Below are 24,864 nucleotides of genomic sequence, written 5' to 3' on the forward strand. Positions count from 1 at the left end.
CCTCTAACATGACGATGAATACGAACAATCTCACCATCGGCATCATCGGCGGCGGGCAGCTTGGCCGCATGCTGGCAATGGCCGCCGCACGCCTCAACCACCGCACCATCGTTCTCGAACCGCAAGCCGATTGTCCGGCGGCGCAGGTCTGCAACAGCCAGATCGTCGCGGAATACGGTGACGAGACGGCGCTTGCGGAACTCGCTCGCCTTTGCGATGTCGTGACCTACGAATTCGAGAACGTACCCGTCACCGCAGCCGAGACGCTGAGCGCTTCTGTTCCCGTTTATCCCCCGCCGCAGGCTCTCAGCGCCTCGCAGGATAGGCTGACGGAGAAACGCTTCCTCAACGGTTGCGGCATTCCGACCGCCGATTTCCGCGCCGTGGATAATCAGGAAGAACTGGAGGCGGCATTGGCCGCTTTTGGTGGCAAGGGTGTGCTGAAAACCCGCCGCATGGGCTATGACGGCAAGGGCCAGAGGCTTTTCAAGGGTGGTGAGGACATCGCAGGCGCCTTCGCAACACTCGGTGGCGTGCCGCTCATCCTCGAAAGCTTCGTCGCTTTCGAGCGGGAAATCTCGATCATTGCCGCCCGTTTCAGGGATGGCACCGTTACCTGCTACGATCCGGCCGAAAACATTCATCTGAACGGCATTCTGCATACATCCACGGTGCCGGCAGCACTCTCCGATGCGGCGAAGGCGGTTGCCGTGCAATCGGCGGAAAAGCTTCTGGCTGCGCTCGACTATGTCGGCGTGATCGGCATCGAGTTTTTCGTCCTGACCGATGGTTCGCTCGTTGCCAATGAAATGGCGCCGCGCGTGCACAATACCGGCCACTGGACGGAAGCGGCCTGCGTGGTCTCGCAATTCGAACAGCATATACGAGCCGTCTCCGGTCTTGTCCCCGGCAGCACGGCCCGCCATTCGGATTGCGTCATGACGAACCTCATCGGCGATGACATCAACGATGTGCCAGCATGGCTTTCGAAAAAAGACTGTCTCGTGCATCTTTACGGCAAGACACAAGCACGGCCTGGCCGCAAGATGGGCCATGTGACCGAGCTTTTGCACACAGGAAAAGCCTCAGTCTTTTAAGGCAAAGACGTCTGGAAGTGTTGACAGGCAGGGGTCAAACGGGTATTTGCCTGCCAACCGAAAAGAGCGCGCCCCGTTGCGCGCTTTTGATTGTTTGAATAAGCACGGTAAAAGCCGTGCAAAACTGCGGACCAGTAAAATGAAAATCAAGAATTCGCTTAAAGCGCTTAAGGCCCGTCATCGCGATAACCGCCTGGTTCGCCGCAAGGGCCGCGTCTACATCATCAACAAGCAGAACCCGCGCTTCAAGGCTCGTCAGGGCTGATTGAGTGCCACTGCGGTTCGCGATCACATCGCGGATCACTTTGTTGACAGTGCAGAACTTTGCATTTGATATTGGGCGCAGTCGGGTTAAGCTTTAACCCATGCGCCCAAATCGTTTTTGCACGGCTATCATCGTCGCTCAGGGTTTCCTGCTTTCGGGCCTCCTGCTTTCAGGAATGGCGTCCCTTGGTCATGCGGCAGATGGTCAGCCTCCCGCAGCCCTGGAGGCTGCGCCTTCACCTGCAAAGACAGTTGACAGTCTTTTCGCATCGCTGAAAAAAGAGCGGAATGCGGTCAAGGCGCGCAGCATTGCCAACCAGATCGCTTCCGAATGGAACGATTCCGGCAGCGCGACAATCAATCTCCTGATGCAATGGGCAGGCGAAGCCGCAGACGAGAAGCGCAACGCCGCCGCTTACGATTTTCTCGACCAGGCTATTTTACTCGATCCGGACTACGTGCAGGCGCCCTATCGCCGCGCCATGGTGCATTTTGCGGATGGCGACACCCGAAAGGCGATGGCGGATATCAATCTGACGCTGGAGAAGGAGCCGCGCTATTTTCCGGCATTGGCGAGCCTTGCAAACATCCTCGAAGCCTCAGGCCGTGACGATCTGGCGCTGAAAGCCTGGGAACGCTATCTCGCGCTCTATCCCGCGGACAAGGACGCCCGCAAAGAGGCCGCTGACCTTTCTGAAAAGCTGGCTGGCACTCGCAGCTGAATATCGCAGACGATCCAAACAAAAATCGCCGCAAAAGCGGCGATTTTTCATTGTGGGACCGTCAACCGATCATTCCATGCCAAGCGCAGCCATATAGGTCTGAAGAATGGTTTCTTCCTCGATACGCTCGTTGGCGTCCTTCTTGCGCAGGCGGATGATGGTGCGGATCGCCTTGGTATCGTAGCCACGACCCTTCGCCTCACCCATGACATCCTTGATGTCTCCCTGAATGGCGGCCTTTTCCTCTTCGAGACGCTCGACGCGCTCGATGAATTGACGCAGTTCGGCGGCGGCGACGGTTTCGGTGGTGCTCGTTTCGTCCATCATATCATCCTTCATTGGTAGCAGCTCGGGTGAGCCTTGTTCATTAAATCCAGGCGAAGCCTTCGCCGGTCGCCGCCAGCCGGGCAGCAAAAATTCCGGCCTGTGACCTGCCCACTGACGGGCCTCACGTCAAGTCGTTTCCGTCGATCGGGGGTTATTCCGTTGGCTTGTTCTGCTCAAAGGCAGCTTTCTGGGCGTCGCTCGCCTCCGCCTGATATTTTTCCTTCCACTCCTCATAGGGCATTCCGTAGACGATTTCCCGGGATTGCTCCTTGGTGAGTGCAACGCCGGCCTCGTTAGCGGCATCCCCATACCAGTTGGAAAGGCAATTGCGGCAAAAGCCCGCGAGATTCATCAGGTCGATGTTCTGCACATCGTGACGCTCGCGAAGATGCTCGACGAGACGGCGAAATGCGGCGGCCTCGAATTCAATCTGCTGTTTGTCATTCGGTGTCGTCATGGGGCAGCTCCAGGCTCAGTAGGGGCCGGTGCGAGAGGTGAACAGCTCATATTCATGCAAAATGGGATCGTCGTTCATTGCGGCGAAAATGGGAGCGAGCCGGTCCGACCATTCGGCAATCCCTTCCTCATCCGCGATCAAATCCTGCCGAACTTCAAGAAGCGCATGCGGTATGCCCTTCATCATGCAATGGCGATACATGGTATCGCCCTTCAGCGCCCCGTCATAGGGTTCGTTGTCACCAACGAGAATGTCGCCGGTCGCGCGCAGATGCGCCAGAAGCGGATCGACCGCACGATTATCCGTGTCCCACAGAACCGCCGCATGCCAGGGACGCGGTGTTTCTTTCCAGAACGGCGTGTACGAATGCAGCGACAGAACAAGCGGCGCTTCCCCCGACGACTGCGCTACACCGGTGAGCACGCGATCGACGGCATTGTGATAGGGACGATGAAAAAACTCGATCCGTCTTTGCCATTCATCATCCGAAATCGGGTGGTTGCCGGGGATGATCGCCCCGTCCGAAATCTTCATGATAAGGGTCGGATCGTCCTCGCCGCGATTGGGGTCGATCAGGAGGCGCGAAAATCGTCCAAGCACGGCCGGCACGCCGAGGCGGGCCGCAAGAGAGCGCGTCAGCCCTTCAATGCCAATATCAAATGCGATGTGACGATGAAAAGCGGTTTGCGGAAGGCCAAGTTTGCCGTAGTGTGCCGGCAGGAGGTTCATGGCATGGTCCGCCAGAAGAACCATGCCTTTGTCATAATCGCCTTCTATGATTTCATAGGGTATGAAGTCGTTCATCGATAATTTTCTGGGGCAGGATTGAGGAGAAAAGCTTGATGGCATGGCTTGAGGCCGGGCGCAAGTTTCGGCGACAGAACAGCCATCTACCTTATCGCACTCACGATCCCACGAACAATATAATCGATTAAACTCGCGTTGACTTTCTTTGGCGGCCACGCCAAGAAGTGTGTTCATTATAACCATGGAATCCGGATGGAAGCCGTGACTCAGTCATCTCTCGCTCTTCCTCGCCACTTTCGGCATCTTGCCCGTCTTTTCTCCGCAGCGGCATTGTTTCTGACCCCGTTTGTCTTCGTGGAGGCCGCGCATGCGGATTTCCGCGTCTGCAACAGCACGCAAAACCTCGTGGGGGTCGCAATCGGCTACCGGGCGCAGGACGGCTGGGTCAGTGAAGGTTGGTGGCAGGTCCCCTCCTCTACCTGCGCAACGCTGATAGAGGGTGAGTTGCAGTCGCGTTATTATTATCTTTATGCCGAGGACGCCGCTCACGGCGGCCGCTGGACCGGTGACGTCAACATGTGCGTGGCGGAAAACGAGTTCAAAATCGCCGGCGTAGACGATTGTTATGCCCGCAGCTTCCAGAGAATGGGTTTCAAGGAATATGACACGGGCAGACAGGGCAGCTGGATGGTCCAGCTTTCCGATACGCCAGGCACACAGGGAAATCAAAACTGATGAAGCGTAACCGCAAAGTCAAAATTCTTGCAACTCTCGGCCCCGCCTCTTCCGACGAGGCAATGATCGAAAAGCTGCATCTGGCCGGCGCCGATCTCTTCCGCATCAACATGAGCCATGCGAGCCACGACGTGATGCGGACGCTGATTGAGCGTATTCGCTCCGTCGAAAGCCGTAACGGCCGTCCCATCGGCATTCTGGCCGACTTGCAGGGTCCCAAGCTGCGCGTCGGTAAATTTGCCGAGACCAAGGTTGATCTCGTTCCCGGCCAGACGTTTACGCTGGACAATAACGATACGCCCGGCGACAACACCCGCGTTTTCCTGCCGCATCCTGAAATTCTCGAAGCGGTCAAGCCTGGCCACCGCCTGCTGATCGATGACGGCAAGCTGCATCTGCGCGCTGAGAAGAGCGACGGCAAGAGCATCGTCACCACTGTTGTTTCGGGCACCCGGATTTCCGACCGCAAGGGCATTAGCCTGCCCGACACCCTGCTCGGCGTCGGCGTTCTGACCGACAAGGACCGCGTCGACCTCGACGCCGTTCTTGCAACCAACGAAGTGGACTGGGTTGCCCTTTCCTTCGTTCAGCGCCCGGAAGACCTGGCCGAAGTGCGCAAGATTTCGCGCGGTCGCGTTGGCCTGATGTCCAAGATCGAGAAGCCGCAGGCTATTGAGCGCATCGAAGAAATCATCGAGCTTTCCGACGCATTGATGGTCGCACGCGGCGATCTCGGCGTGGAAATGCCGCTGGAAGCAGTTCCGGGCATCCAGAAACAGCTGACCCGCGCCTGCCGTCGTGCCGGCAAGCCGGTTGTCGTTGCCACACAGATGCTGGAATCGATGATCACAGCTCCGGTTCCGACCCGTGCGGAAGTTTCGGACGTTGCGACTGCCGTATTCGAAGGCGCCGACGCCATCATGCTCTCGGCCGAGTCCGCTTCCGGCGATTATCCGATCGAAGCCGTATCGACCATGGCATCCATCGCCAGCACGGTGGAACAGGACCCCTATTATTCCAACATCATCTACGCGCAGCGCCCACAGCCGGAAGCGACGGGTGCAGACGCCATTTCGCTTGCTGCCCGCCAGATTGCCGAAACGTTGAAGCTCGCCGCGATCGTCACCTACACCTCGTCCGGCACAACGGGTCTGCGCGCCGCGCGCGAGCGGCCACAGGTTCCGATCATTGCGCTTTCGCCGATCATCCAGACCGCACGCCGCCTGTCGGTCGTCTGGGGCCTGCATTGCGTGGTTACCGGTGACGCCAGCGATCTGGACGATATGGTGAACCGCGCTTGTCGCATCGTCGTGTCCGAAGGTTTCGGCAAGCCGGGCGACCGCATCATCATCTCCGCCGGCGTGCCGCTCGGCACCCCGGGCGCGACCAACATGGTGCGCATCGCCTATATCGGTTCGGACGGCCAGAGCGGCGTCTGATATCGCGATATCAAGCATAATAAAAAACCCGCCGTCACCGGCGGGTTTTTTGTTGGCCTTTCGGCCGCATTGCAGAAAGCGGGGCTCAGTGCATCTTCACCGGCGTGCTGAAACGGCTGGACTCGATCGCCGCTGCACCGGGCTTGAAGCTAGCCGATGTGGCGGAAGCCGACATGTCGTGGCTGAGCATACGGTTGGCGACGACGCGCGGCGCCTTCACCGAACGGCCGGTCGAGCCCTTGTTCTGGTTGAGCGCCCAGTCAGAGATCAGATCCTGCGTCAGACGACCACCGCCGACCATGGCCTGATGGGAAACGGCGGCATCCTGCCTGCTCGGGCGTGAGCCCTTGGTCGGTAAGCCGGCCGTCAGCCCACCATTGATGGAAGGTTTCAGATCAAAGGCGTCACCGAAACCTGCCTCTGGCTCAGCCTTAGCCGTTTCGGCGGGCGCGACTGTAACCTTGTGGTTGACGGCAGCCGGGAACGGCGCGGCTGTCGGCACGGTAGCGGAATTGATCTGCGAACGGGCGGCCTGACCGCTCTGTTCCAGAGCAGCAACCACAGTCGGCGAAAGCGTATCTTTCCGCTCTTCGGCGAGATCTTCGTCGCCTTCCGGATCAGCATTGGCCTGTGCCAGCAGGGCTTCCGCCACAGCCGGACGATTGGCCGGCACCGGAATAGACGCAAGTTCGCCCGTCGCTGCGGGTGTCGCACCATCTGCGGATGCGGTCAGGATCGATCCTTCAGCGTCGCCACGCATGCCACGCGGCCCAAGAAGCGTCGGCACAGGCACGGATACCTCAGCCAGATCGGCAAACTGCTGACGCTCGGCCGGAGCAGAGGTTGGCGTCGGTGTTGTCGCAGCCTGGAGTGCATCCTGCGCCGCATTACGGGCTGGAGAATAAAGCGCGGTGGCAAGGCCCGTATTGGCCGGAGGCTGGTTGCCGAAAGCTGGACGTGCAATGGGCAGCGGCGCAGTGCTCACACCGGGAAGCGGTTGGGCGGAAGCAACGGCGATCGTCGGTTCTGGCTCAGGTGCAGCAGGCGGTGGCGTTGCAGGGCGAGCGACAGCCGGACGTTCTGCGGGCTGCGGCGTAGCGATGCTATCGGGATCTTCATCCTCGTCGCCTCCGCCAAAGAGCGCCTGCAACAGTGTCTTGCGCTTGCCGCCACCACCGGAGGACGCAGGGCCGGCACCGGCGCTGGAAGCAACCTGAATGGAAGAGGAATTGACGCGCTTCTTGTAGTCAGCCAAGGCCTGTTCATAACCGGGAAGCGGATTGCCATCGGAAGGAACGTGCAGCGTATTGCCCTTGGGGAAGATACGCACGAGTTCCTGACGGCTCATGCGCGGCCAGGCACGAACGCCGCCGACATCCATGTGCACGAAGGGAGAACCCGAGGTCGGGTAGAAACCTACGCCGCCAATCTGCATCTGCATGCCGATTTCGCGCAGTGTGGAAAGCTTCACGCCCGGAATGTAGAAATCCATTGCCTTGCCGAGCATATGCTGGCTTTTTTCCGCCACGCCCTTGGTGCGCGTGCGCAGGAGGCCGTTAGTCTCAGGCGAACGGAAGGCCGACACAACGTTGATGTAATCGGTCGCGCCACTGCGGCGGTAGACTTCCCAGACAAGATCGAAAAGACGCGGATCCATCCGCGTCGGCTGGTTACGACGCCAGTCACGCAAAAAGCGGTTCAGCTCCTGCAGACCCTTCTGGTCGTATTTTCCGTTGCGCTTGAAGGTTATGACCGCCTTCTCGCGTGTATGGATATAATACAGTTTGAGACTGCGCGTTTCGGCGAAAGCTTCCGTCGCCGAGACACCTGCGAATGGCATTGCGGCGAGCATCAAGCAGGCAAAAGTGACAGCGCGTGCCGACAGCTTCGTGCATATATCCTTGATCAAGCCGCGCGCGATCTTGGTCGACAGCGCGATATTTCGATGCAGATATGGCAATTCGATCCCCGCCTGGAAGACAATTTCTGTCACATTGCCTCAAATGAACGTCAAATACGGTGACACGATGGCAAAATTGCCACACAGATGCAACCTTCCTCTATATAGTGAATCAGCCACTAACAAGAGGTTTATAGACGGTAAGCGGATATCCTTGCTCAGAAGTTAACGAATCTTGCTATCTGCCGTCGAACAGGCGGTTTGTGCAATCAGGCCGCATCCCGCAACGGATCGTCCGGATCAATGCCATAGTCCTTCAGCTTGCGATAAAGCGTCGAGCGGCCGATACCAAGTTTCCTTGCGACCTGACTCATCTGCCCGCGATAAAAACGAAGGGCAAAACGGATAAGCTCCTCTTCGATCTCGGCCAGCTTCCTGATATTGCCTGAGTCGTCCATGCTGGAGATCAGGTTTCCTCCCCGGTATATCGTGGTGGAAATATCTGACGCCTCATCCAGAATGGCGTGACTTTCGGCGACCGGCGGCGGCGGAGAATATGCGGCGAGTTTCAGCGACGATCCAGACGGCGACCGGATCGACTCACCCGCATCGTCCCCACCTGCGAATTCTGGCAATTGCAGCGCGATTTGCGGAAAATCGGAATCAGCCAGTTCCTCGCCCTGCGACAGCACGACGGCGCGGAAGACCGCATTTTCAAGCTGGCGGATATTGCCCGGCCAGTCATAGGCCGTTAGCAGTGCCAGCGCGCTAGCATCGAGGCCGACGGGATTTGGCAATTTCTGTTCCACCGAAAAACGCTCCGCGAACACCCGTGCCAGATGGGGAATATCCTCCTTGCGCCGGCGCAACGCCGGAATGGTGATAGGAAAGACGTTGAGGCGATAATACAGGTCCTCGCGGAAGCGGCCTTCCTTCACCTCTTCGATGAGATTCTTGTTGGTGGCGGAAATCAGGCGGACATTCACCTTCTGCACACGCGCGGAACCGACAGTTTCGATTTCGCCCTGCTGAACCGCCCGCAGTAGCTTTACCTGCACGTCGAGCGGCAGATCACCGATTTCATCGAGGAACAGCGTTCCGCCATCGGCTTCCATGAACTTGCCAACGTGTTTTTCCGTGGCTCCGGTAAAAGCGCCCTTCTCGTGACCGAAAAGAATACTCTCCACCAGATTGTGCGGGATAGCGCCGCAATTGACGGTGATGAATGGTTTGTTCGCCCTGTCGCCAGCCGACTGGATTGCACGGGCGACCATTTCCTTGCCGACGCCGGATTCGCCTTCCAGTACCACGGGAATGCTGGACTGGGCGGCGCGCTGCGCCAGTTCTATCACCCTCAGCATGGCCGGGCTTGCGGAAACGATATCAGTAAAATTCACGGCATTGCTCCGTCCGCGCCTGCCCGTGCGGGCCTTTGCCTCTCTCCTGTCGAGCTTGAGGGCATTGGAGATGGCGGCGCCGATCCGTTCCGGCGAGACCGGCTTGACGACGAAATCGAAGGCGCCGGCGCGCATGGCCTGCACGACGGTATCGATGCCGCCCTGCCCCGTCTGGACGATGACCGGGACGTCGGTGCCGAGTTCGCCAACGGCTTTCAGGAAGGCGAGGCCATCCATTTCCGGCATCATCAGGTCGAGGACGACAACATTGATCTCGCCGCTATATTGCTTGAGCAGCTCCAGCCCCGCCCTGCCGTTTTCTGCAAGCAAGGCCAGATGCCCATAACGTTCCACCGCATTTTTGAGCAGGCGGCGCTGGACGGGATCATCGTCTATCACGAGAACATGCGCGGTCATTTTTGGCTCCGGTTTCCGGTTTATGGACCTGCGTCATGCGGTCCCTTGTGGCGCACTCTGGCACGGGAGATTTGAACATCCAGTTTTGAGATTTGCTTGCATTTTATCCATTGCTGCGGGAAACAAAGGCCCCATATGCTGCGCAGGCATAACGACAAGGACGCGTTCGATGACCCTCAATCGCCCAACACCGCACCCCGTATTTTCGCTTGCCGAAACCTCCGGCCCTGCCCTTGGCGACCTGCCCGGCTGGAAACTCTCGGATCTCTATCCCTCGGGCGATTCGCCGGAATACAAGGGCGACATTGAGAAGGCGGCGGCGCTGGCGGCGGCTTTCGAGGATAAATGGAAGGGCAAGCTTGAAGACGCTGCAAAGGCGACGGGCGCCAACGGCATCGGCGCTGCTCTCAAGGAATATGAAGCGTTGGACGATCTTATCGGCCGCATCGGTTCCTTTGCGGGGCTGACGTATTTTTCAGATACCTCCAACCCGGCAAACGGCAAGCTTTACGGCGACGCCCAGGCGAAACTGACGGATATTTCCGCCCATCTGCTGTTCTTTACGCTTGAACTGAACCGCATCGACGACGCCGTAATGGATGCCTGCATGGCAAACGATGCCTTAGCTGGGCACTACAGGCCGTGGCTGGTGGATTTGCGTAAGGACAAGCCGCACCAGCTCGATGACCAGCTCGAACAGCTATTCCTCGAAAAATCGATGACGAGTGCCAGCGCGTTCAACCGCCTGTTCGATGAGACGATGGCCGACCTGCGCTTCGACATAGACGGCGCAAGCCTTTCGCTGGAAGTAACGCTCAATATGCTTCAGGAGCCGGAGCCGGAAACTCGCAAGAAGGCAGCGCAGGCGCTCAGCACCACCTTCACCAATAATCTGCGGGTCTTCACCCTCATCACCAACACACTGGCCAAGGACAAGGATATTTCCGACCGCTGGCGCAAGTTCGAAGACATCGCCGACAGCCGCCATCTGGCAAACCGTGTGGAGCGCGAGGTCGTAGACGCTCTGGCTGCCGCCGTGAAAAACGCCTATCCGCGCCTTTCGCATCGTTATTACGCCATGAAGGCGAAATGGCTCGGCATGGAACAGATGAACTACTGGGACCGCAACGCGCCGCTTCCCGATACATCGAATACGATAATTCCCTGGGATGAGGCGAAGGACACCGTGCTGTCCGCCTATGGTGATTTTGCGCCGGAGATGGCCGATATTGCCCGCCGGTTCTTCGATGAGCAATGGATCGACGCCCCCGCCCGGCCCGGCAAGGCGCCGGGCGCCTTCGCGCATCCGACCGTGCCTTCGGCCCATCCTTATGTCCTCGTCAACTATCTCGGCAAACCGCGCGACGTGATGACGCTTGCCCATGAGCTTGGCCACGGCGTGCACCAGGTGCTGGCCGGCGACCAAGGCGCGCTGATGTGCGCGACGCCGCTGACGCTTGCCGAAACTGCCTCCGTTTTCGGAGAAATGCTGACCTTCCGCAAATTGCTTGACGACACGAAGGACGTCAGGGAACGCAAGGCCATGCTCGCCCGCAAGGTCGAGGACATGATCAACACGGTCGTGCGACAGATCGCGTTTTATGAATTCGAACGCAAGCTGCACACCGCCCGCAAGCAGGGTGAGTTGACCTCCGAACAGATCGGTGAATTGTGGCTTTCCATTCAGGCCGAGAGCCTCGGCCCGGCGATCAAGATTTCCGAAGGGTATGAGACCTGGTGGACCTACATCCCCCATTTCATCCACTCTCCCTTCTATGTTTATGCCTATGCCTTCGGTGATTGCCTGGTGAACTCGCTGTATGCCGTTTACCAGAAGGCCGAGACCGGCTTTCAGGAGAAATATTTCGAGCTTTTGAAAGCAGGCGGCACCAAGCACCATTCGGAACTTCTGAAACCATTCGGCCTCGATGCGACAGACCCTTCCTTCTGGGACAAGGGTCTTGCCATGATCGAAGGGCTGATCGACGAACTGGAAGCGCTTGACAGCAAACAGGCCTGATTGCCTCCGAAAAATACCGATGACAGGCGACGAGCAAAGGCAATGAAACGCAAACCCGCCGATCTGACCTTGAGAGAAACGCTGCGCTGGGAGCCGCAATCGGGTTTTCAGCGCATTGACCAGCATATGCGCCGGTTATTGCGCTCAGCCGATGCGCTCGGTTTCCGAGCACCGGTCAACGCGGTTCAGGTACTGGAGAAGAAGGTGGGCGGCGAAAGTCCGCTCTGCGTGAAGCTGGTCATGAACTACAAGGGTGAGCTCGATATCGAAACGGCCGAGTTTCGGCCGTTGCAGGAGGGAACCGTCTGGCGGATCCGCATCGCGACGCAAACCAGGCTTGATTCCACCGACACCTTCTATCGCCACAAATCATCGCGCCGGGAACCCTATGATGCCGCCCGCGCCGAATTTTCAGCCGGGGATGCAGACGAGGTTCTGCTGCTCAACGAGCGCGGCGAGTTGTGCGAGGGATCATCGACCAGCATCTTCGTCGAAATGCCGGACGGGCAATTGCTGACGCCGCCGCTCGACAGCGGTATTCTGCCGGGCGTTCTGCGTGCCGATCTCATCCGCCAGCGCAAGGCACGCGGGCAGGCATTGAAGCCGGAGGATATTGCCGGTCGACGGCTGTTCGTGGGAAATTCGCTGCATGGGCTGATTGCGGCGGAGCTGGTCTAAACCGTCACCGCCAAAAGCCGGTCGCGGCCCTTTTCCTTGGCAGCGTAAAGCGCCTGATCGGCGCGCATGAAAACATCGTCGGCACTTTCTGCCATCCGATAGGTCGTCATTCCAGCGGAACAGCTATAGGAAAAATCCGGAAACTCGGCCAGAGGTCTGGAAAGACGCACCTTTTGCAGTAGCCGCTCGACGATCTCCCGGCTCTCAACAACCGAACTGCGCGGCAGGATGAGCATGAATTCCTCACCGCCGATCCTGCCAAAACAATCCACCCGCCGGACGACGGAATGGGCGATCCCGACAAAATCGCGCAGCACCGCATCGCCGCATTTGTGGCCGAAACGATCATTGATGTGCTTGAAAAAGTCGATGTCGAGCGTGCAAAGGCAAAAGGGTGCTTCAAGCCCCTTGCCGACCCGCTCCACCTGTAGCGCGAGTTTGGCGAAAACAAAACGCCGGTTCGCCGTTCCCGTCAATTCGTCGGTCTGCGAGGCGCGCACCGCCAGATCCCGGTCCTGCCGCAGGGTTCTGTAGCCCTGGCGCAATTCGGTGACATCGCTTGCGACACACAGCATCCAGCCATCCTGCTGCACCGTCTCCGTCATCCAGAACCAGCGGCCGTCATACATGTCCATCTCGAAGGCACGATACGGCAGCTTGCCGCGCCGGGACTGCGCCGACAAAAGCCAGCCCTCGAAATCGCTGTTTCTGACGACCACGCCGGTTCGCAGACGGTGGTTCAAGCGCATGATTTCCGCCCAGGTCGAAAAATCATCGTCGGCAAGCTGAAAGCTCTGCCGAAACGACGGGTTGGCATGCCGCAACCGGTCTTCGGAATCGTAAAGTGCAATAAGAACGGGGGTGGCGCTCTGAAGCGCTGCGACACGCTCGATAAGACTATTCAACAGGCAACACTCCTGTGATGACGAAAAGCCCCCTTTTCGTCATCTTGCAAAAGCCCCCAAGCCCTAGGGCATATACACGAAAAGAAGAACTTGATTATAAACGTAGTCTCTAAAATGCGAAGGGGAAGAATGCGGTCGGAAGGTCTCGACTTCAATCTCGCCGGATCGCAACCGCGCAGAACGGGATCACCACACACCAACCCGTCACAACTTTCGCATCCCGGGCTTGCGCCACCGTCATATGTCCGTCATGCACCTGCCCTTTATTGTGGCACGCTTTTATGATCTAGCTTACTTATTGGCTTAAAAAGGAAAAATGACGAATGACGGACGCAAACCATCCGATTTACGGCGATATTGACGGCCCCATCATCATGATCGGCTTCGGCTCCATCGGGCGCGGCACTCTTCCGTTGATCGAACGTCATTTCAACTTCGACAAGACCAGGCTCGTCGTCATCGACCCGCGCGAGGATATCGCAGCGTATCTGGCCGAGAGAAACATTCGCCATATCCGTACGCATCTGACCAAAGAAAACTACAAGGAGGTGCTCAAGCCACTCCTTAAAGGGGTTCAGGGTCAGGGCTTCTGCGTCAATCTTTCGGTCGATGCCGCATCCGTCGATCTGATGAGGCTCTGCCGCAAACATGGCATGCTCTACATCGACACCGTAGTGGAGCCGTGGCCCGGCTTTTACTTCGATGCAGACGCCGACAATGCCTCCCGTACCAATTATTCGCTGCGCGAGACCATGCTGAAAGAAAAGGCTCGGAAACCGGGCGGCACAACGGCCGTTTCCACCTGCGGCGCAAATCCCGGCATGGTGTCCTGGTTCGTAAAACAGGCGCTGGTCAATCTCGCCAAGGATAGCGGTCTCGACATCGAAGAGCCGCGACCGCATGACCAGCAGGCATGGGCAAAGCTCATGCAGCAGCTCGGCGTCAAGGGCGTGCATGTGGCAGAGCGCGATACGCAGCGGGCAAAAAATCCCAAGCCATTCGGCGCATTCTGGAACACCTGGTCCGTCGAGGGTTTTATCGCCGAAGGTTTTCAGCCCGCCGAACTCGGCTGGGGAACGCATGAAAACTGGATGCCAAAAAACGCGAAAAAACAAAAAAAGGGCAGCAAGGCAGCGATCTATCTCGATCAGCCCGGCGCCAATACGCGGGTACGGACATGGTGTCCCGGACAAGGGCCGCAATATGGATTTCTGGTCACCCACAACGAGGCGATCTCGATTTCCGACTATTTCACCGTCCGCAATGACGATGGCGATCTGATCTACCGGCCCACCTGTCACTATGCCTACCACCCCTGCAACGACGCCGTCCTTTCCCTGCACGAACTTTTCGGTAATGGCGGCACGCCGCAGCCGATCCAGCATGTGCTTGGCGAAGACGAGCTTGTCGATGGTGCCGACGAGCTGGGTGTTCTTCTCTACGGCCATGACAAAAATGCCTATTGGTATGGCTCGCGGCTAACCTTGCAGGAGGCACGGGCGCTCGCCCCCAGCCAGAACGCGACCGGATTGCAGGTCAGCTCCGCGGTACTGGCCGGAATGGTCTGGGCGCTGGAAAATCCGCAAGCCGGCATCGTCGAGGCGGATGAAATGGATTATCGCCGTTGCCTTGAGGTGCAGCGTCCCTATCTTGGACCGGTCGAAGGACATTACACGGACTGGACGCCGCTCGACGGTCGCCCGGGACTGTTTCCAGACAATATCGACACCTCGGATCCCTGGCAGTTCCGCAACATCCTCGTGCGCTGAGGGCATGGCGTCTCATATTTGTCACGCAGGTGTTTTCATGACGGATGTCAGGAACCCGGGAGAGCAAACAACGTTGCCTTGAAATAAATAACGCTTCACGGCATGGTCGAAACATCAGGGTTTCATCGAATCGCAGGAGAACAGGCTCATGAACTTCAAGACAAGCGCTGCTTTGCTTTGTGCCGCAATCGCGGTGTCTTCATGCGTTGCGCCGGGTCCCTCCCAGCAGACGTCGATGGCACCCTCGCTTGCCCGCGGCCCGGCCGTGGATGGCCGCTGGATCGACCGCAACGGCATCGTATCGACATTCCAGAACGGTGCTTTCTCCACCCGTTCGACCGATACCAACACGCTTCTCGCATCCGGCACCTATGTTACGATTTCGCCGACGCTCTATGAGATCAACATGACGTCATTGGTGCGCAACACGCAATCGCGCGTCAACTGCGCGCTCGTCTCCCCGTCGCAACTGAATTGCACGACAGACAGCAACAGCCAGTTCTCGCTAACGCGTCAGGGCTGATAACACAGACTTTTCAATGGCATGAGCTTTTAAAACGCACGCCTCAAGCGTGCGTTTTGCTTTATTGCGCCACTGTCACAATTTCCGCTTGCGGCAGCTGCCGCTAAATGGAAACATCGCGCTTTGAAAGACTGACATACTTTCAGACTAGAGAATGAGCACGGCCTGATGATGATCGACCGGCCAAGGCTTCCGCTTTGAACAGGAGAGAGGGACCATGAAGAAAATTTTGAGACTGAGTATGCTGAGCGTTTCCGCGATAACGCTTTCAGCCGGAGCGGCTCTGGCCGACTACGAACTCAACATTCTTCACATTAACGATTTTCACTCCCGTATCGAATCGATCAATAAATTCGACTCGACCTGCTCAGCGGAAGAGGAAGGCAAAAACGAATGCTTTGGCGGCGCCGCGCGCCTCTTGACCGCAATCAACCAGACAAGGGACGCGCTCAAGGCTCAAGGCAAGAACGTTCTCCTGCTCAATGCCGGCGACAATTTTCAAGGCTCGCTGTTCTACACCACCTACAAGGGTACCGTTGAAGCCGAAGTGCTGAACGCCATGAAGTTCGACGCCATGACCGTCGGCAACCATGAATTCGACGATAGCGAAGACGGGCTTGCGGGCTTCCTCGACAAGGTTCAGTTTCCGGTCGTGACCGCCAATGTGGTTGCCAGCGCCGCCTCGAAAATCGGCGATCGCGTCAAGCCGTCCATCGTCCTTGAAGTCGGCGGCCAGAAAATCGGTATTGTCGGCGCTGTCGCCAACGACACGGCGGAACTTGCGACCCCCGGCCCCAACATCACCATTGCGGAAGATGTCGCGAAAATCAGCGAACAGGTGCAGAAGCTGAAAGGCGAGGGTGTCAACAAGATCATTGCCCTGACCCATGTCGGATATCCGCGCGACCTCGAATTCATCGCGAAAATCCCGGATGTGGACGTCGTTGTCGGCGGCCACTCGCATACGTTGCTCTCCAACACCGATCAGAAGGCCGAAGGGCCTTATCCGACACTCGTCGACAATCCCGGCGGCTACAAGGTTCCGGTCGTTCAGGCAGGGCAATACAGCAAATACCTGGGTGACCTGCGCGTCGTCTTCGATGACAGCGGCGTGGTCAAGGAAAGCAAGGGCGATCCGATCCTGATCGATTCATCCTTCAAACCCGACGAAGCAACGCTCAAGCGTATCGATGAACTGAAAGCACCAATCGAGGCGTTGAAATCGAAGGTCGTCGGCACTTCGGAAGGCCCGATCGAAGGTGACCGCAAGGTTTGCCGCGTCAAAGAATGCTCTATGGGTAATCTGGTAGCGGATGCGACCCTGGCCCGCGTCAAGGATCAGGGCGTCACCATCGCTTTCGCAAATAGCGGTGGCCTGCGCTCCTCCATCGATAGCGGCGATGTCTCGATGGGCGAAGTCCTGACGGTTCTGCCGTTCCAGAACACGGTCGCGACTTTCCAGCTGAAGGGCGAGGATATTCGCGCTGCCCTCGAAAACGGCGTCAGCCAGATCGACGATGGCGCAGGTCGTTTCATGCAGGTTTCAGGCATGAAATATTCCTTCGACCGCTCCAAGCCGGCCGGCAGCCGTGTTACTGCGGTCGAGGTCAAGGAGGGCGACGCTTTCGTGCCTCTCGACCCGGCAAAGACCTACACTGTTGCGGCGAATAATTACGTTCGCACCGGCGGCGATGGCTTCAAGGTATTCGCGACCAAGGCGATCAACGCCTATGACTTCGGCCCCAACCTCGAAGAGGCTGTAGCTGCATATATTACGGCCAACAGCCCCTATAAGCCCTTCACGGACGGCCGCATCACTGAAGTGACGCCTGCCGGTTATGTAGCTCCGGCAAAGCCCGCTGCACCAGCGCCTGCCGCAACAGCACCGGCGGCAACTGCAACCGCTCCGGCCGCCACACCGGCCCCGGCTCCCACAGCACCTGCCGCGACCGCACCTGCCACCACCACGCCGGCAGCGGCCGCGGCTGCCGCCAGCAAATATGTTGTCGCAAAGGGCGATTCGCTCTGGAAGATCGCGGCGGAGAAGTATGGCGACGGTGCCCTTTGGACCAGGATTGCCAAGGCAAACACGCTGAAGCATCCGAACCATATCGAGATCGGCGAGGAACTGGAGGTTCCGGCTCAATAAGCCGCGAACACATACAGACAGGGCAATTTGCCGCAGATGGGAAGCCGGCCTCGCACCATGAGGCCGGCTTCTTATTTTCCCTTTAAAAACAGATCATTACAGGCTGCGTTTTATCAAAAGACAATGCGTCCGTTACCGCACCTCGGAAATCACCTCCGCAGGTGGTTCAATCCTTACAAATTTCGTCTAGAACACGTGAACAAATTGACGGCACGAGCATATAGCTTGAGCATTTCCGGCAAAACCGCGTCACGGTTTGCGTCCGGCCATGTATAAAAACAAAAAATGGAGCGTTTCCGCCCTTTATCCCAAACGGAAACGTTCTCACGCAACCAGTACGAGTTCAGGGTGTCATTCATGACGACAGAATTATCCGCACTTCCCGTAGACCATCCCCGCGTAAGATTTGGCAAGGTTGGCGTTCTGCTTGTCAATCTTGGCACGCCGGATGGTACGGACTATTGGCCGATGCGCCGTTATCTGGCGGAATTTCTGAGCGACAAACGCGTGATCGAATGGTCGCGCCTCTACTGGTATCCGATCCTGTACGGCATCGTCCTCAACAAGCGCCCGCAGAAGGTCGGCAAGGCCTATGAGGCAATCTGGAACCGCGATCGCAACGAAAGCTATCTGCGCACCTATACCCGAAGCCAAGGCGAACTGATGGCACAGGCGCTGAAGGATTTGCCGAATGTCGTCGTTGACTGGGCCATGCGCTACGGCCAGCCTTCCATCGCCTCGAAAATCGACGCGCTGAAGGAGCAGGGATGCGAGAAAATCCTGCTATTCCCGCTCTATCCGCAATATGCCGCATCGACCACGGCGACGGTGAACGACAAGGCTTTCGAACATCTGATGAAGCTGCGCTGGCAGCCCGCCATCCGGACCGTTCCGCCCTATCATGACGATCCTGCCTATATCGAGGGGCTTGCCGCCTCCGTCAAAAACCATCTGGCAACGCTGGACTGGGAACCGGAGATGCTGATCACCTCCTTCCACGGCATTCCGCAATCCTACTTCAGGAAGGGCGATCCCTATTATTGCCACTGCCAGAAGACCGCCCGTCTGCTGAAGGAAGCGCTGGGACGGACCGAGAAGAACTTCATGATCACCTTCCAGTCGCGTTTTGGGCCAGAAGAATGGCTGCAGCCCTATACCGACAAGACCATGGAAAAGCTGGCATCCGAGGGCATCAAACGCATCGCCGTCATGAACCCCGGTTTCGTATCGGATTGTCTTGAAACGCTGGAGGAAATTGCCGGTGAGGCCGGAGAAATCTTCCTGCACAATGGCGGCGAGAAATTCACCCACATCCCGTGTCTCAACGACAGCGTAGAGGGTATGACAGTTCTCGAAAAGGTTGTACGACAAGAGTTGCAAGGTTGGGTGTAATCTTGCCATAACGATGCGGGTGTAAGATCCCAAAAGGTTGTGGTGCTGGAGGAAGAAGTGATGATTGCATTGGGCGGTTTCGATATCGTCGTCATAGCGGCGGTTGTTTTGGTCATTCTGGTGCTCTTTGCCGGCATCAAGACCGTACCGCAGGGACATCGCTACACGGTTGAACGGTTCGGGCGCTACACCCGCACACTCGAGCCGGGCCTCAACCTCATCGTGCCGTTCTTCGAAAGCATCGGTTCGAAGATGAATGTGATGGAGCAGGTTCTGCATATACCGACACAGGAAGTTATCACCCGCGATAATGCCAGTGTCTCGGCTGATGCCGTCACTTTCTATCAGGTCCTGAATGCCGCACAGGCCGCTTACCAGATTACCAATCTGGAAATGGCGATTGAAAACCTCACCATGACCAACATCCGCTCGGTAATGGGCTCGATGGATCTCGATGAGTTATTGTCGAACCGTGATGCCATCAACGATCGCCTGCTGCGCGTGGTGGACGAGGCGGTGGGACCATGGGGTATCAAGGTCACGCGCATCGAGATAAAAGATATCGCGCCGCCGAAAGATCTCGTCGATTCCATGGCTAGGCAGATGAAGGCGGAGCGTGAAAAACGCGCGCAGGTGCTGGAGGCCGAGGGCGCCCGCAATGCTCAGATTCTGCGCGCAGAGGGCGCAAAACAATCTGCCATTCTCGAGGCGGAAGGCCAGCGCGAAGCGGCGTTCCGCGATGCCGAGGCCCGCGAGCGTCTGGCCGAGGCCGAAGCCAACGCCACCCGCATGGTGTCGGAAGCCATCGCTGCCGGCAATGTCCACGCGATCAATTACTTCGTTGCCCAGAAATATACCGAAGCGCTCTCCAGTATCGGTACCGCCAAAAACTCGAAAATCGTGTTGATGCCGATGGAGGCGTCTGCGTTGATCGGCTCGCTCGGCGGCATAGGGGCAATCGCCCGTGACGTTTTCGGCGACAAGGGCGATGCACCAACGGCGCCTGCCGTCCCCGCATCTTCCCGCTCGGTGCCGCCGTCGCGGCCTTCGGCCCAGGCCATCAACGTGACAATTCCCGGTAATCCCTTCGGCTCTTCATCGGAGAAGTGACGATGCTGCAACGGCTTGCCACGGAACTGGGACCATGGAGCTGGTGGATTGCCGGCTTCATTCTGCTGGCTGCCGAGCTGGTCGCTCCGGGCGTGTTTCTGATCTGGATTGGCATTGCCGCGCTGGTGATCGGCGCGCTCTCCCTGCTGTTCTGGGATGCCGCATTCTGGGCGTGGCAATTGCAACTGGTGCTGTTTGCCGCCCTCTCCATCGCCTTCGCCCTGCTTGGCAGGAAATATTTCGGCAAAAACCGTGAGGCAAGCGACGAACCCTTCCTCAATCAGCGGGAAGCCAGCCTTGTTGGCCGCACAGCGACCCTGCAGGAGCCGGTTGTCGAAGGGCGCGGCCGCATAAGGCTGGACGATACCTGGTGGTCCGTTAACGGTGAGGACATGCCAGCAGGAACACGTGTCAGGATCGCAGCTGCGCGTGGCCGCACCCTGACAATAGAGCCGCTCGACCGCTCATAGCGATCAGGCCACACCGATTCTCAACAGATCGTGGAAATGCACCAGCCCTATCGGCCGGTTATCGTCATCAACGACGATCAGCGCACCGATGTGGAATTTTTCCAGCGTCGCGAGAGCGCTGGTCGCCAGCACCGATTTTTTGACCGTTTTCGGAGTACGGGTCATGATGTCGTCCACCGTCAATTCAGCGAGGTTGCGCGACAGGTTGCGCGCCATATCGCCCTCGGTGACGATGCCACACAGACGGCCATCCTCGTCCAGAATACCGACGCAGCCGAAATGCTTGCGGGAAAGAACACTGACTGCTTCCGGCATGGAAGTTCCCTTGCCGACTAGCGGCACCCGGTCGCCGGTATGCATGATATCGCTGACCAGCGTAAGGCCCGCGCCCAGTTTGCCGCCGGGGTGAAACACCTTGAAATCACCGGCAGTGAAATTGCGTGCTTCCAGAAGCGCAACGGCAAGGGCATCGCCAAGTGCCAGCTGCATCAATGTGGAGGTGGTAGGCGCAAGACCGAGCGGGCAGGCTTCCTGTTCATTGGGAACCAGAAGCACGATATCGGCTGCCTTCGCCAGCGATGCACTCTCCGAACAGGTAAGTGCAATCAGCGGGATGGAGAAACGGCGCGAATAGTTGATGATGCTACGCAGCTCTGAACTTTCACCGCCTTTGGAGATCGCCAGCACCACATCATCGCCGCCGATCATGCCCAGATCGCCATGGTTGGCCTCTGCCGCATGCACGAAAAATGCAGGCGTTCCGGTGGAGGCGAAGGTGGCCGCGAGCTTGGCGCCTATGTGGCCGCTTTTACCAACACCGGTGATGATGAGGCGGCCATTAGACTGGCCGATCGTCTCGATCGCCTTGCAGAAAGGTTCGGAAAGCCCGTTTTTGAGGGCCTCTTCAAGAGCGGCAAGGCCAGCCCTCTCCATCGAAATCGTCCGCACGGCGGATTCAATCGCATTGTCTTCAACCAGTTTCACGGCTCTCGTAATCATGGCCGACTGTTACTATTTCAACTGGAATAAGTCCACTCTACAGCCGAAAATTGCCGCTCTTTAGTGACGCAGGTTCGGCGGAGAAATCTCCTCCATCGTTCCCATCCGCTTGAAAGGGATGTTCTCTTCATCGACCAAATATCGCCCGACTGTCCTAATCCACGAGATAGAGCCGTCATCACGGCGCACAGCATATTCCTGATGGTAAAAGCTGGCGGCCTTGAGCGTCGTGAGCGCAGTTTCGATCACATGATTGCGATGGCCGATATCCACTTTTTCGAGCATCTGGAAAATGCTGATGCCCTGCATCGCCTGCCGCAAAGGAATGCCCAAGAGTTCAGCGCAGACTTCGTCTAGATAGAATCGGTCATTGGTAATATCCCAGCAATAAAAACCGACCTGCTTGACGTTCAAAACGGGATTCATGAAACGACGCTGTGACACAAAATAAAAATCAATTGGATTGCTAAAATAAAACGGATGAGTTCCACCCAATCATAGGGCGATTCCGTATCAAAATGAAACGTTTAAATCTGATCATATTCGAAATATTGGGCATCTCGGCAAATTTTCTTCAGTCGCGGTGCCGAAGCGGCCAGATCGAACTAGGAAGCCCCCCAGCTTTGCCGCAGCCACAGATGTGGTGAAATCCGGGAGGTCTTTATCAACTGTTAACCATAAAAATCCTATTGTTAAAGCGATATTAAAACTTGCGTCGCGTGTCTGGTCTCTGGGTCGTCCACTTCATCCGTCTGCCGCTCATTCGGCTTCAGGAAATGCTGAGACGAACTTTCGATCCGACATCGGCCAAATGCGCCGGGTGAAGAGGAATGATTGTGAAGGGCACCGCCACACGTCTGCCGACGTCGCGGAAAGCAGCAACCCTGCTGCTGCTTGCCTGTACGCTTCTCTACACCCCGGGAACTGTTTTCGCGCAAACAGCGGCCACGCGGCTGCCGGTCGCAGTTCCATCCGGCGATGCAACGCCGACAGAGAACCCCACAACGACAACTGAAAACGAGGCAAGCATGGTGCGAGCAGCACCGCAACAGCAACTATGGCGCCCCTCGAATAATCCGGGCGACCCGATTTCCGAACAGCGGGAAGAAGCGGGCCAGCCTTATGCCGACGCGGAAAACCCATATGAGCCAACGGTAGACGGCGGTGAAAACCCGCAAAGAGCCACCGAACCCGGACAAACCCCCGGTATCCGGCTCGGTACATTCCTGCTGCGGCCTTCGATCAGCCAGACGATCAATACGGAAAAGCAGACGAACACCGGCGGCCCTTCCAGACGTAACTACCTAACGACAGGTATTCGCGGCACACTAACCAGCGACTGGTCCCGCCATGCGCTGACTGTAACAGGCGATGGAGCCTGGGAGAAAAATTTCGGCAGCAAGAATGGTGAAGAGCCGAGGGCGCGGATAGAAGCCGATCTGCGCCTCGATCTCGGCGAAGAAACGACGGCTAATCTCAAGGCGGGTTACGAATTCAGTCGTGAAGGCACTACGGACCCCAACGCTTTGACTGGCGCTGCCGTGCAGGGCGGAGAACACCGTTTCACGACCGGCGCATCGATCCAACGGGATTTCGGCAAGCTGCGCGGGCTAGCGGCGCTCGATCTGTCGCGTACGGTCTACACGGATGCAAAGGGCATAAACGGCCAGCCGATCAGTCTTAGCGATCGCGACCAGAACGGCGCGAACCTGCGCGGCCGTATCGGCTACGAATTGTCACCGGCCCTGATCCCGTTCCTCGAATTGAACGCGGGAACGACCAAATATGACAGGCGCCTGGACAATACCGGTTACGCACGGTCCTCGAATTCCTACGGCGCCAAAATTGGAGCCGAGGTCGATCTTGGCGAGAAGACCCGCGGCGAGGCCGCCATCGGCTATCTACGTAAACAATATGACGACGACCGCATCGCTTCCATCGGCGCGCTGACACTGGACGGCGAACTGAACTGGTCGCCGCAGCGCGGCACCAACGTCAATCTTGGCCTGCGCACGACGATAGAGGATTTCGCCGGCGGACCACAGGGCGGCTGGATTTCCTATCGGCTGGATGCCGGGCTGACCCATGAATTGCGCAGCAATCTGGTCGCGCGGCTGACCGGGCAGATCGTGCACCGGACATTTCCCTCCTCCGATATCGAGGATGCCGTGGAATACACCGCAGGCGCTGGCTTGACCTGGGGGCTGAACCGCTATCTCGATCTGACGGCGGACGTTAGTTATCAGTGGACGCCAATTTATGACAGCAACGAACTGCGCGTCGGCGCGGGGCTTGTCCTGAAACGATAACGTTGCCCCAAACAGAAATCCCGGCGCGAAGGCCGGGATCCCGTTGTCCAGTTGGTAAATTACTTCAGTCCGTCGATAAGAGCCTTGATCGGCTCCTCGATTGCGGGGCGGATGTCAGCGCGTTCGAGCGCGAAAGCAACGTTGGCAAGAATGAAACCGTCCTTGGCGCCGCAATCGAACGTCTGCCCGCGGAAATGATAGCCAGCGAATTCCTGGGACTTGGCAAGCGTCAACATGCCGTCCGTCAGCTGGATTTCGTTGCCGGCGCCCCGTTCCTGATTTTCCAGAATGTCGAAAATCTCAGGCTGAAGGATGTAGCGACCGTTGATGTAGAAATTCGAAGGTGCCGTACCCTTGGCAGGCTTCTCGACCATTTCAGTGATCTTGAAACCCTCGCCCACGGCGTTACCCACGCCGACGATGCCGTATTTATGCGTCTGATCGGGAGCGCATTCCTGCACCGCGATGACGTTGCCGGCGGTCTGGTCATAAAGTTCGACCATGCCCTTGAGGCAGCTTTTCTGTGAATGCATGATCATATCAGGCAGCAGCACGGCGAAAGGTTCGTCGCCGACGATATCACGCGCACACCAGACCGCATGGCCAAGACCAAGCGGCACCTGCTGACGCGTGAAGCTTGCCGTGCCCGCCTTGGGCAGAAGGCCGGCCAGCAATGTAAGCTCGGCATTCTTGTTGCGCTCGCGCAGCATTTGTTCGAGTTCAAATTGAATATCAAAATAATCTTCAATCACCGCCTTGCCGCGGCCGGTGACAAATACAAAATGCTCGATGCCCGCTTCCGCCGCCTCGTCGACGACGTATTGAATGACCGGCTTGTCAACGACAGTGAGCATTTCTTTCGGAACCGCCTTGGTTGCGGGCAGGAAACGCGTACCCAGACCTGCGACCGGAAATACGGCCTTCCGAATTTTCTTATGTTCTACCACATATCCCTCCTGAGAGATAAAACTTGATCACAATCCCCGCACAGTGTTGTTATTTCAAAAATAACAACGTTTTGTAAAGGGTGACGCTACC

23 protein-coding genes are annotated in these 24,864 nt (G+C 57.7%); 14 read left to right on the forward strand and 9 right to left on the reverse strand.

Going from position 1 to position 24,864, the window contains the following annotated elements:
• The first annotated feature begins 8 nt into the window (after nucleotides 1-8).
• The 3 genes from G6L97_RS17940 to G6L97_RS17950 all read left to right on the forward strand — a co-directional run bounded on the left by G6L97_RS17940 (nucleotide 9) and on the right by G6L97_RS17950 (nucleotide 2,083).
• A complete protein-coding gene (locus G6L97_RS17940) occupies nucleotides 9-1,097 on the forward strand; it encodes a 5-(carboxyamino)imidazole ribonucleotide synthase (RefSeq protein WP_035199671.1) in 1,089 nt (362 codons plus the stop codon).
• 139 nt (nucleotides 1,098-1,236) lie between these two features.
• Nucleotides 1,237-1,362 carry a type B 50S ribosomal protein L36 gene (gene ykgO / locus G6L97_RS17945; protein WP_003497670.1) on the forward strand — a complete coding sequence of 42 codons (126 nt, stop codon included), beginning with the start codon at nucleotides 1,237-1,239 and terminating at the stop codon, nucleotides 1,360-1,362.
• A 100-nt stretch (nucleotides 1,363-1,462) separates the two neighbouring features.
• Entirely contained in the window at nucleotides 1,463-2,083 is a 621-nt protein-coding gene (locus G6L97_RS17950; protein ID WP_003511434.1) for a tetratricopeptide repeat protein, read from the forward strand.
• Between the two features lie 69 nt (nucleotides 2,084-2,152).
• On the opposite strand, the gene G6L97_RS17955 is transcribed toward G6L97_RS17950, so the two are convergent.
• The 3 genes from G6L97_RS17955 to G6L97_RS17965 all read right to left on the reverse strand — a co-directional run bounded on the left by G6L97_RS17955 (nucleotide 2,153) and on the right by G6L97_RS17965 (nucleotide 3,671).
• Nucleotides 2,153-2,410: a DUF2312 domain-containing protein gene (locus tag G6L97_RS17955; RefSeq protein ID WP_006314683.1), complete on the reverse strand. Its 258-nt coding sequence runs from the start codon at nucleotides 2,408-2,410 to the stop codon at nucleotides 2,153-2,155.
• A 151-nt stretch (nucleotides 2,411-2,561) separates the two neighbouring features.
• Nucleotides 2,562-2,867, reverse strand: a complete 306-nt coding sequence (locus tag G6L97_RS17960; protein ID WP_035199673.1) for a DUF1244 domain-containing protein — start codon at nucleotides 2,865-2,867, stop codon at nucleotides 2,562-2,564.
• A 15-nt stretch (nucleotides 2,868-2,882) separates the two neighbouring features.
• Nucleotides 2,883-3,671 (reverse strand): N-formylglutamate amidohydrolase, encoded by a 789-nt coding sequence (locus G6L97_RS17965; RefSeq protein WP_035199675.1) that lies wholly within the window; start codon nucleotides 3,669-3,671, stop codon nucleotides 2,883-2,885.
• A 273-nt stretch (nucleotides 3,672-3,944) separates the two neighbouring features.
• Between G6L97_RS17965 and G6L97_RS17970 the strand changes: the two genes are divergently transcribed.
• A complete protein-coding gene (locus tag G6L97_RS17970; protein WP_370647635.1) occupies nucleotides 3,945-4,349 on the forward strand; it encodes a DUF1036 domain-containing protein in 405 nt (134 codons plus the stop codon).
• Complete coding sequence (gene pyk / locus G6L97_RS17975) at nucleotides 4,349-5,788, forward strand: pyruvate kinase (protein ID WP_003511440.1); 1,440 nt, start codon at nucleotides 4,349-4,351, stop codon at nucleotides 5,786-5,788. The genes G6L97_RS17970 and pyk overlap by 1 nt, the downstream gene beginning before the upstream one ends.
• A gap of 85 nt (nucleotides 5,789-5,873) precedes the next feature.
• Here the strand turns inward: pyk and G6L97_RS17980 are convergent, their stop codons facing one another.
• Together G6L97_RS17980 and G6L97_RS17985 are read right to left on the reverse strand one after the other, a co-directional pair.
• The gene (locus tag G6L97_RS17980; protein ID WP_003511441.1) at nucleotides 5,874-7,781 is read right to left on the reverse strand and encodes a DUF882 domain-containing protein; all 1,908 of its coding nucleotides are present in this window, start codon (nucleotides 7,779-7,781) and stop codon (nucleotides 5,874-5,876) included.
• A 176-nt stretch (nucleotides 7,782-7,957) separates the two neighbouring features.
• On the reverse strand, nucleotides 7,958-9,502 hold the full coding sequence (locus tag G6L97_RS17985) for a sigma-54-dependent transcriptional regulator (protein WP_035199677.1): 1,545 nt from the start codon (nucleotides 9,500-9,502) through the stop codon (nucleotides 7,958-7,960).
• Nucleotides 9,503-9,671: 169 nt separating this feature from the next.
• Here G6L97_RS17985 and G6L97_RS17990 point away from each other — a divergent pair, with 169 nt between their 5' ends.
• Together G6L97_RS17990 and G6L97_RS17995 are read left to right on the forward strand one after the other, a co-directional pair.
• A complete protein-coding gene (locus tag G6L97_RS17990; RefSeq protein ID WP_035199679.1) occupies nucleotides 9,672-11,522 on the forward strand; it encodes a M3 family oligoendopeptidase in 1,851 nt (616 codons plus the stop codon).
• Nucleotides 11,523-11,564: 42 nt separating this feature from the next.
• Nucleotides 11,565-12,200 (forward strand): aminotransferase class IV family protein, encoded by a 636-nt coding sequence (locus G6L97_RS17995; protein ID WP_035199681.1) that lies wholly within the window; start codon nucleotides 11,565-11,567, stop codon nucleotides 12,198-12,200.
• On the opposite strand, the gene G6L97_RS18000 is transcribed toward G6L97_RS17995, so the two are convergent.
• The gene (locus tag G6L97_RS18000; RefSeq protein ID WP_003511446.1) at nucleotides 12,197-13,105 is read right to left on the reverse strand and encodes a sensor domain-containing diguanylate cyclase; all 909 of its coding nucleotides are present in this window, start codon (nucleotides 13,103-13,105) and stop codon (nucleotides 12,197-12,199) included. The two genes, G6L97_RS17995 and G6L97_RS18000, sit on opposite strands and share 4 nt — an antisense overlap.
• Nucleotides 13,106-13,428: 323 nt before the next feature.
• Between G6L97_RS18000 and G6L97_RS18005 the strand changes: the two genes are divergently transcribed.
• The 6 genes from G6L97_RS18005 to G6L97_RS18030 all read left to right on the forward strand — a co-directional run bounded on the left by G6L97_RS18005 (nucleotide 13,429) and on the right by G6L97_RS18030 (nucleotide 20,518).
• Nucleotides 13,429-14,874 carry a homospermidine synthase gene (locus G6L97_RS18005; protein ID WP_019564920.1) on the forward strand — a complete coding sequence of 482 codons (1,446 nt, stop codon included), beginning with the start codon at nucleotides 13,429-13,431 and terminating at the stop codon, nucleotides 14,872-14,874.
• 148 nt (nucleotides 14,875-15,022) lie between these two features.
• Nucleotides 15,023-15,397 carry an outer membrane lipoprotein Omp10 gene (gene omp10 / locus G6L97_RS18010; RefSeq protein ID WP_003511448.1) on the forward strand — a complete coding sequence of 125 codons (375 nt, stop codon included), beginning with the start codon at nucleotides 15,023-15,025 and terminating at the stop codon, nucleotides 15,395-15,397.
• A 217-nt stretch (nucleotides 15,398-15,614) separates the two neighbouring features.
• The gene (locus tag G6L97_RS18015) at nucleotides 15,615-17,546 is read left to right on the forward strand and encodes a 5'-nucleotidase C-terminal domain-containing protein (RefSeq protein WP_035199683.1); all 1,932 of its coding nucleotides are present in this window, start codon (nucleotides 15,615-15,617) and stop codon (nucleotides 17,544-17,546) included.
• Between the two features lie 357 nt (nucleotides 17,547-17,903).
• Nucleotides 17,904-18,938 carry a ferrochelatase gene (gene hemH, locus G6L97_RS18020; protein WP_013761853.1) on the forward strand — a complete coding sequence of 345 codons (1,035 nt, stop codon included), beginning with the start codon at nucleotides 17,904-17,906 and terminating at the stop codon, nucleotides 18,936-18,938.
• A 60-nt stretch (nucleotides 18,939-18,998) separates the two neighbouring features.
• Nucleotides 18,999-20,048, forward strand: a complete 1,050-nt coding sequence (locus tag G6L97_RS18025) for an SPFH domain-containing protein (RefSeq protein WP_013761854.1) — start codon at nucleotides 18,999-19,001, stop codon at nucleotides 20,046-20,048.
• Between the two features lie 2 nt (nucleotides 20,049-20,050).
• Nucleotides 20,051-20,518: an NfeD family protein gene (locus tag G6L97_RS18030; RefSeq protein WP_035199685.1), complete on the forward strand. Its 468-nt coding sequence runs from the start codon at nucleotides 20,051-20,053 to the stop codon at nucleotides 20,516-20,518.
• A 3-nt stretch (nucleotides 20,519-20,521) separates the two neighbouring features.
• On the opposite strand, the gene G6L97_RS18035 is transcribed toward G6L97_RS18030, so the two are convergent.
• Both G6L97_RS18035 and G6L97_RS18040 read right to left on the reverse strand, forming a co-directional pair.
• Entirely contained in the window at nucleotides 20,522-21,517 is a 996-nt protein-coding gene (locus G6L97_RS18035) for a KpsF/GutQ family sugar-phosphate isomerase (RefSeq protein ID WP_035199687.1), read from the reverse strand.
• A gap of 60 nt (nucleotides 21,518-21,577) precedes the next feature.
• Nucleotides 21,578-21,943 (reverse strand): PAS domain-containing protein, encoded by a 366-nt coding sequence (locus G6L97_RS18040; protein ID WP_013761857.1) that lies wholly within the window; start codon nucleotides 21,941-21,943, stop codon nucleotides 21,578-21,580.
• A 404-nt stretch (nucleotides 21,944-22,347) separates the two neighbouring features.
• On the opposite strand from G6L97_RS18040, the gene uppP reads away from it, so the two are divergent.
• Nucleotides 22,348-23,826, forward strand: coding sequence for a polysaccharide biosynthesis protein UppP (uppP, locus tag G6L97_RS18045; protein WP_111782979.1), 1,479 nt, complete (start codon nucleotides 22,348-22,350; stop codon nucleotides 23,824-23,826).
• A 59-nt stretch (nucleotides 23,827-23,885) separates the two neighbouring features.
• Here the strand turns inward: uppP and galU are convergent, their stop codons facing one another.
• Complete coding sequence (galU, locus tag G6L97_RS18050) at nucleotides 23,886-24,773, reverse strand: UTP--glucose-1-phosphate uridylyltransferase GalU (RefSeq protein ID WP_003511458.1); 888 nt, start codon at nucleotides 24,771-24,773, stop codon at nucleotides 23,886-23,888.
• Nucleotides 24,774-24,864: the final 91 nt, after the last annotated feature.

It is taken from the genome of Agrobacterium tumefaciens, assembly GCF_013318015.2.
GTDB classification, from domain to species: domain Bacteria; phylum Pseudomonadota; class Alphaproteobacteria; order Rhizobiales; family Rhizobiaceae; genus Agrobacterium; species Agrobacterium tumefaciens.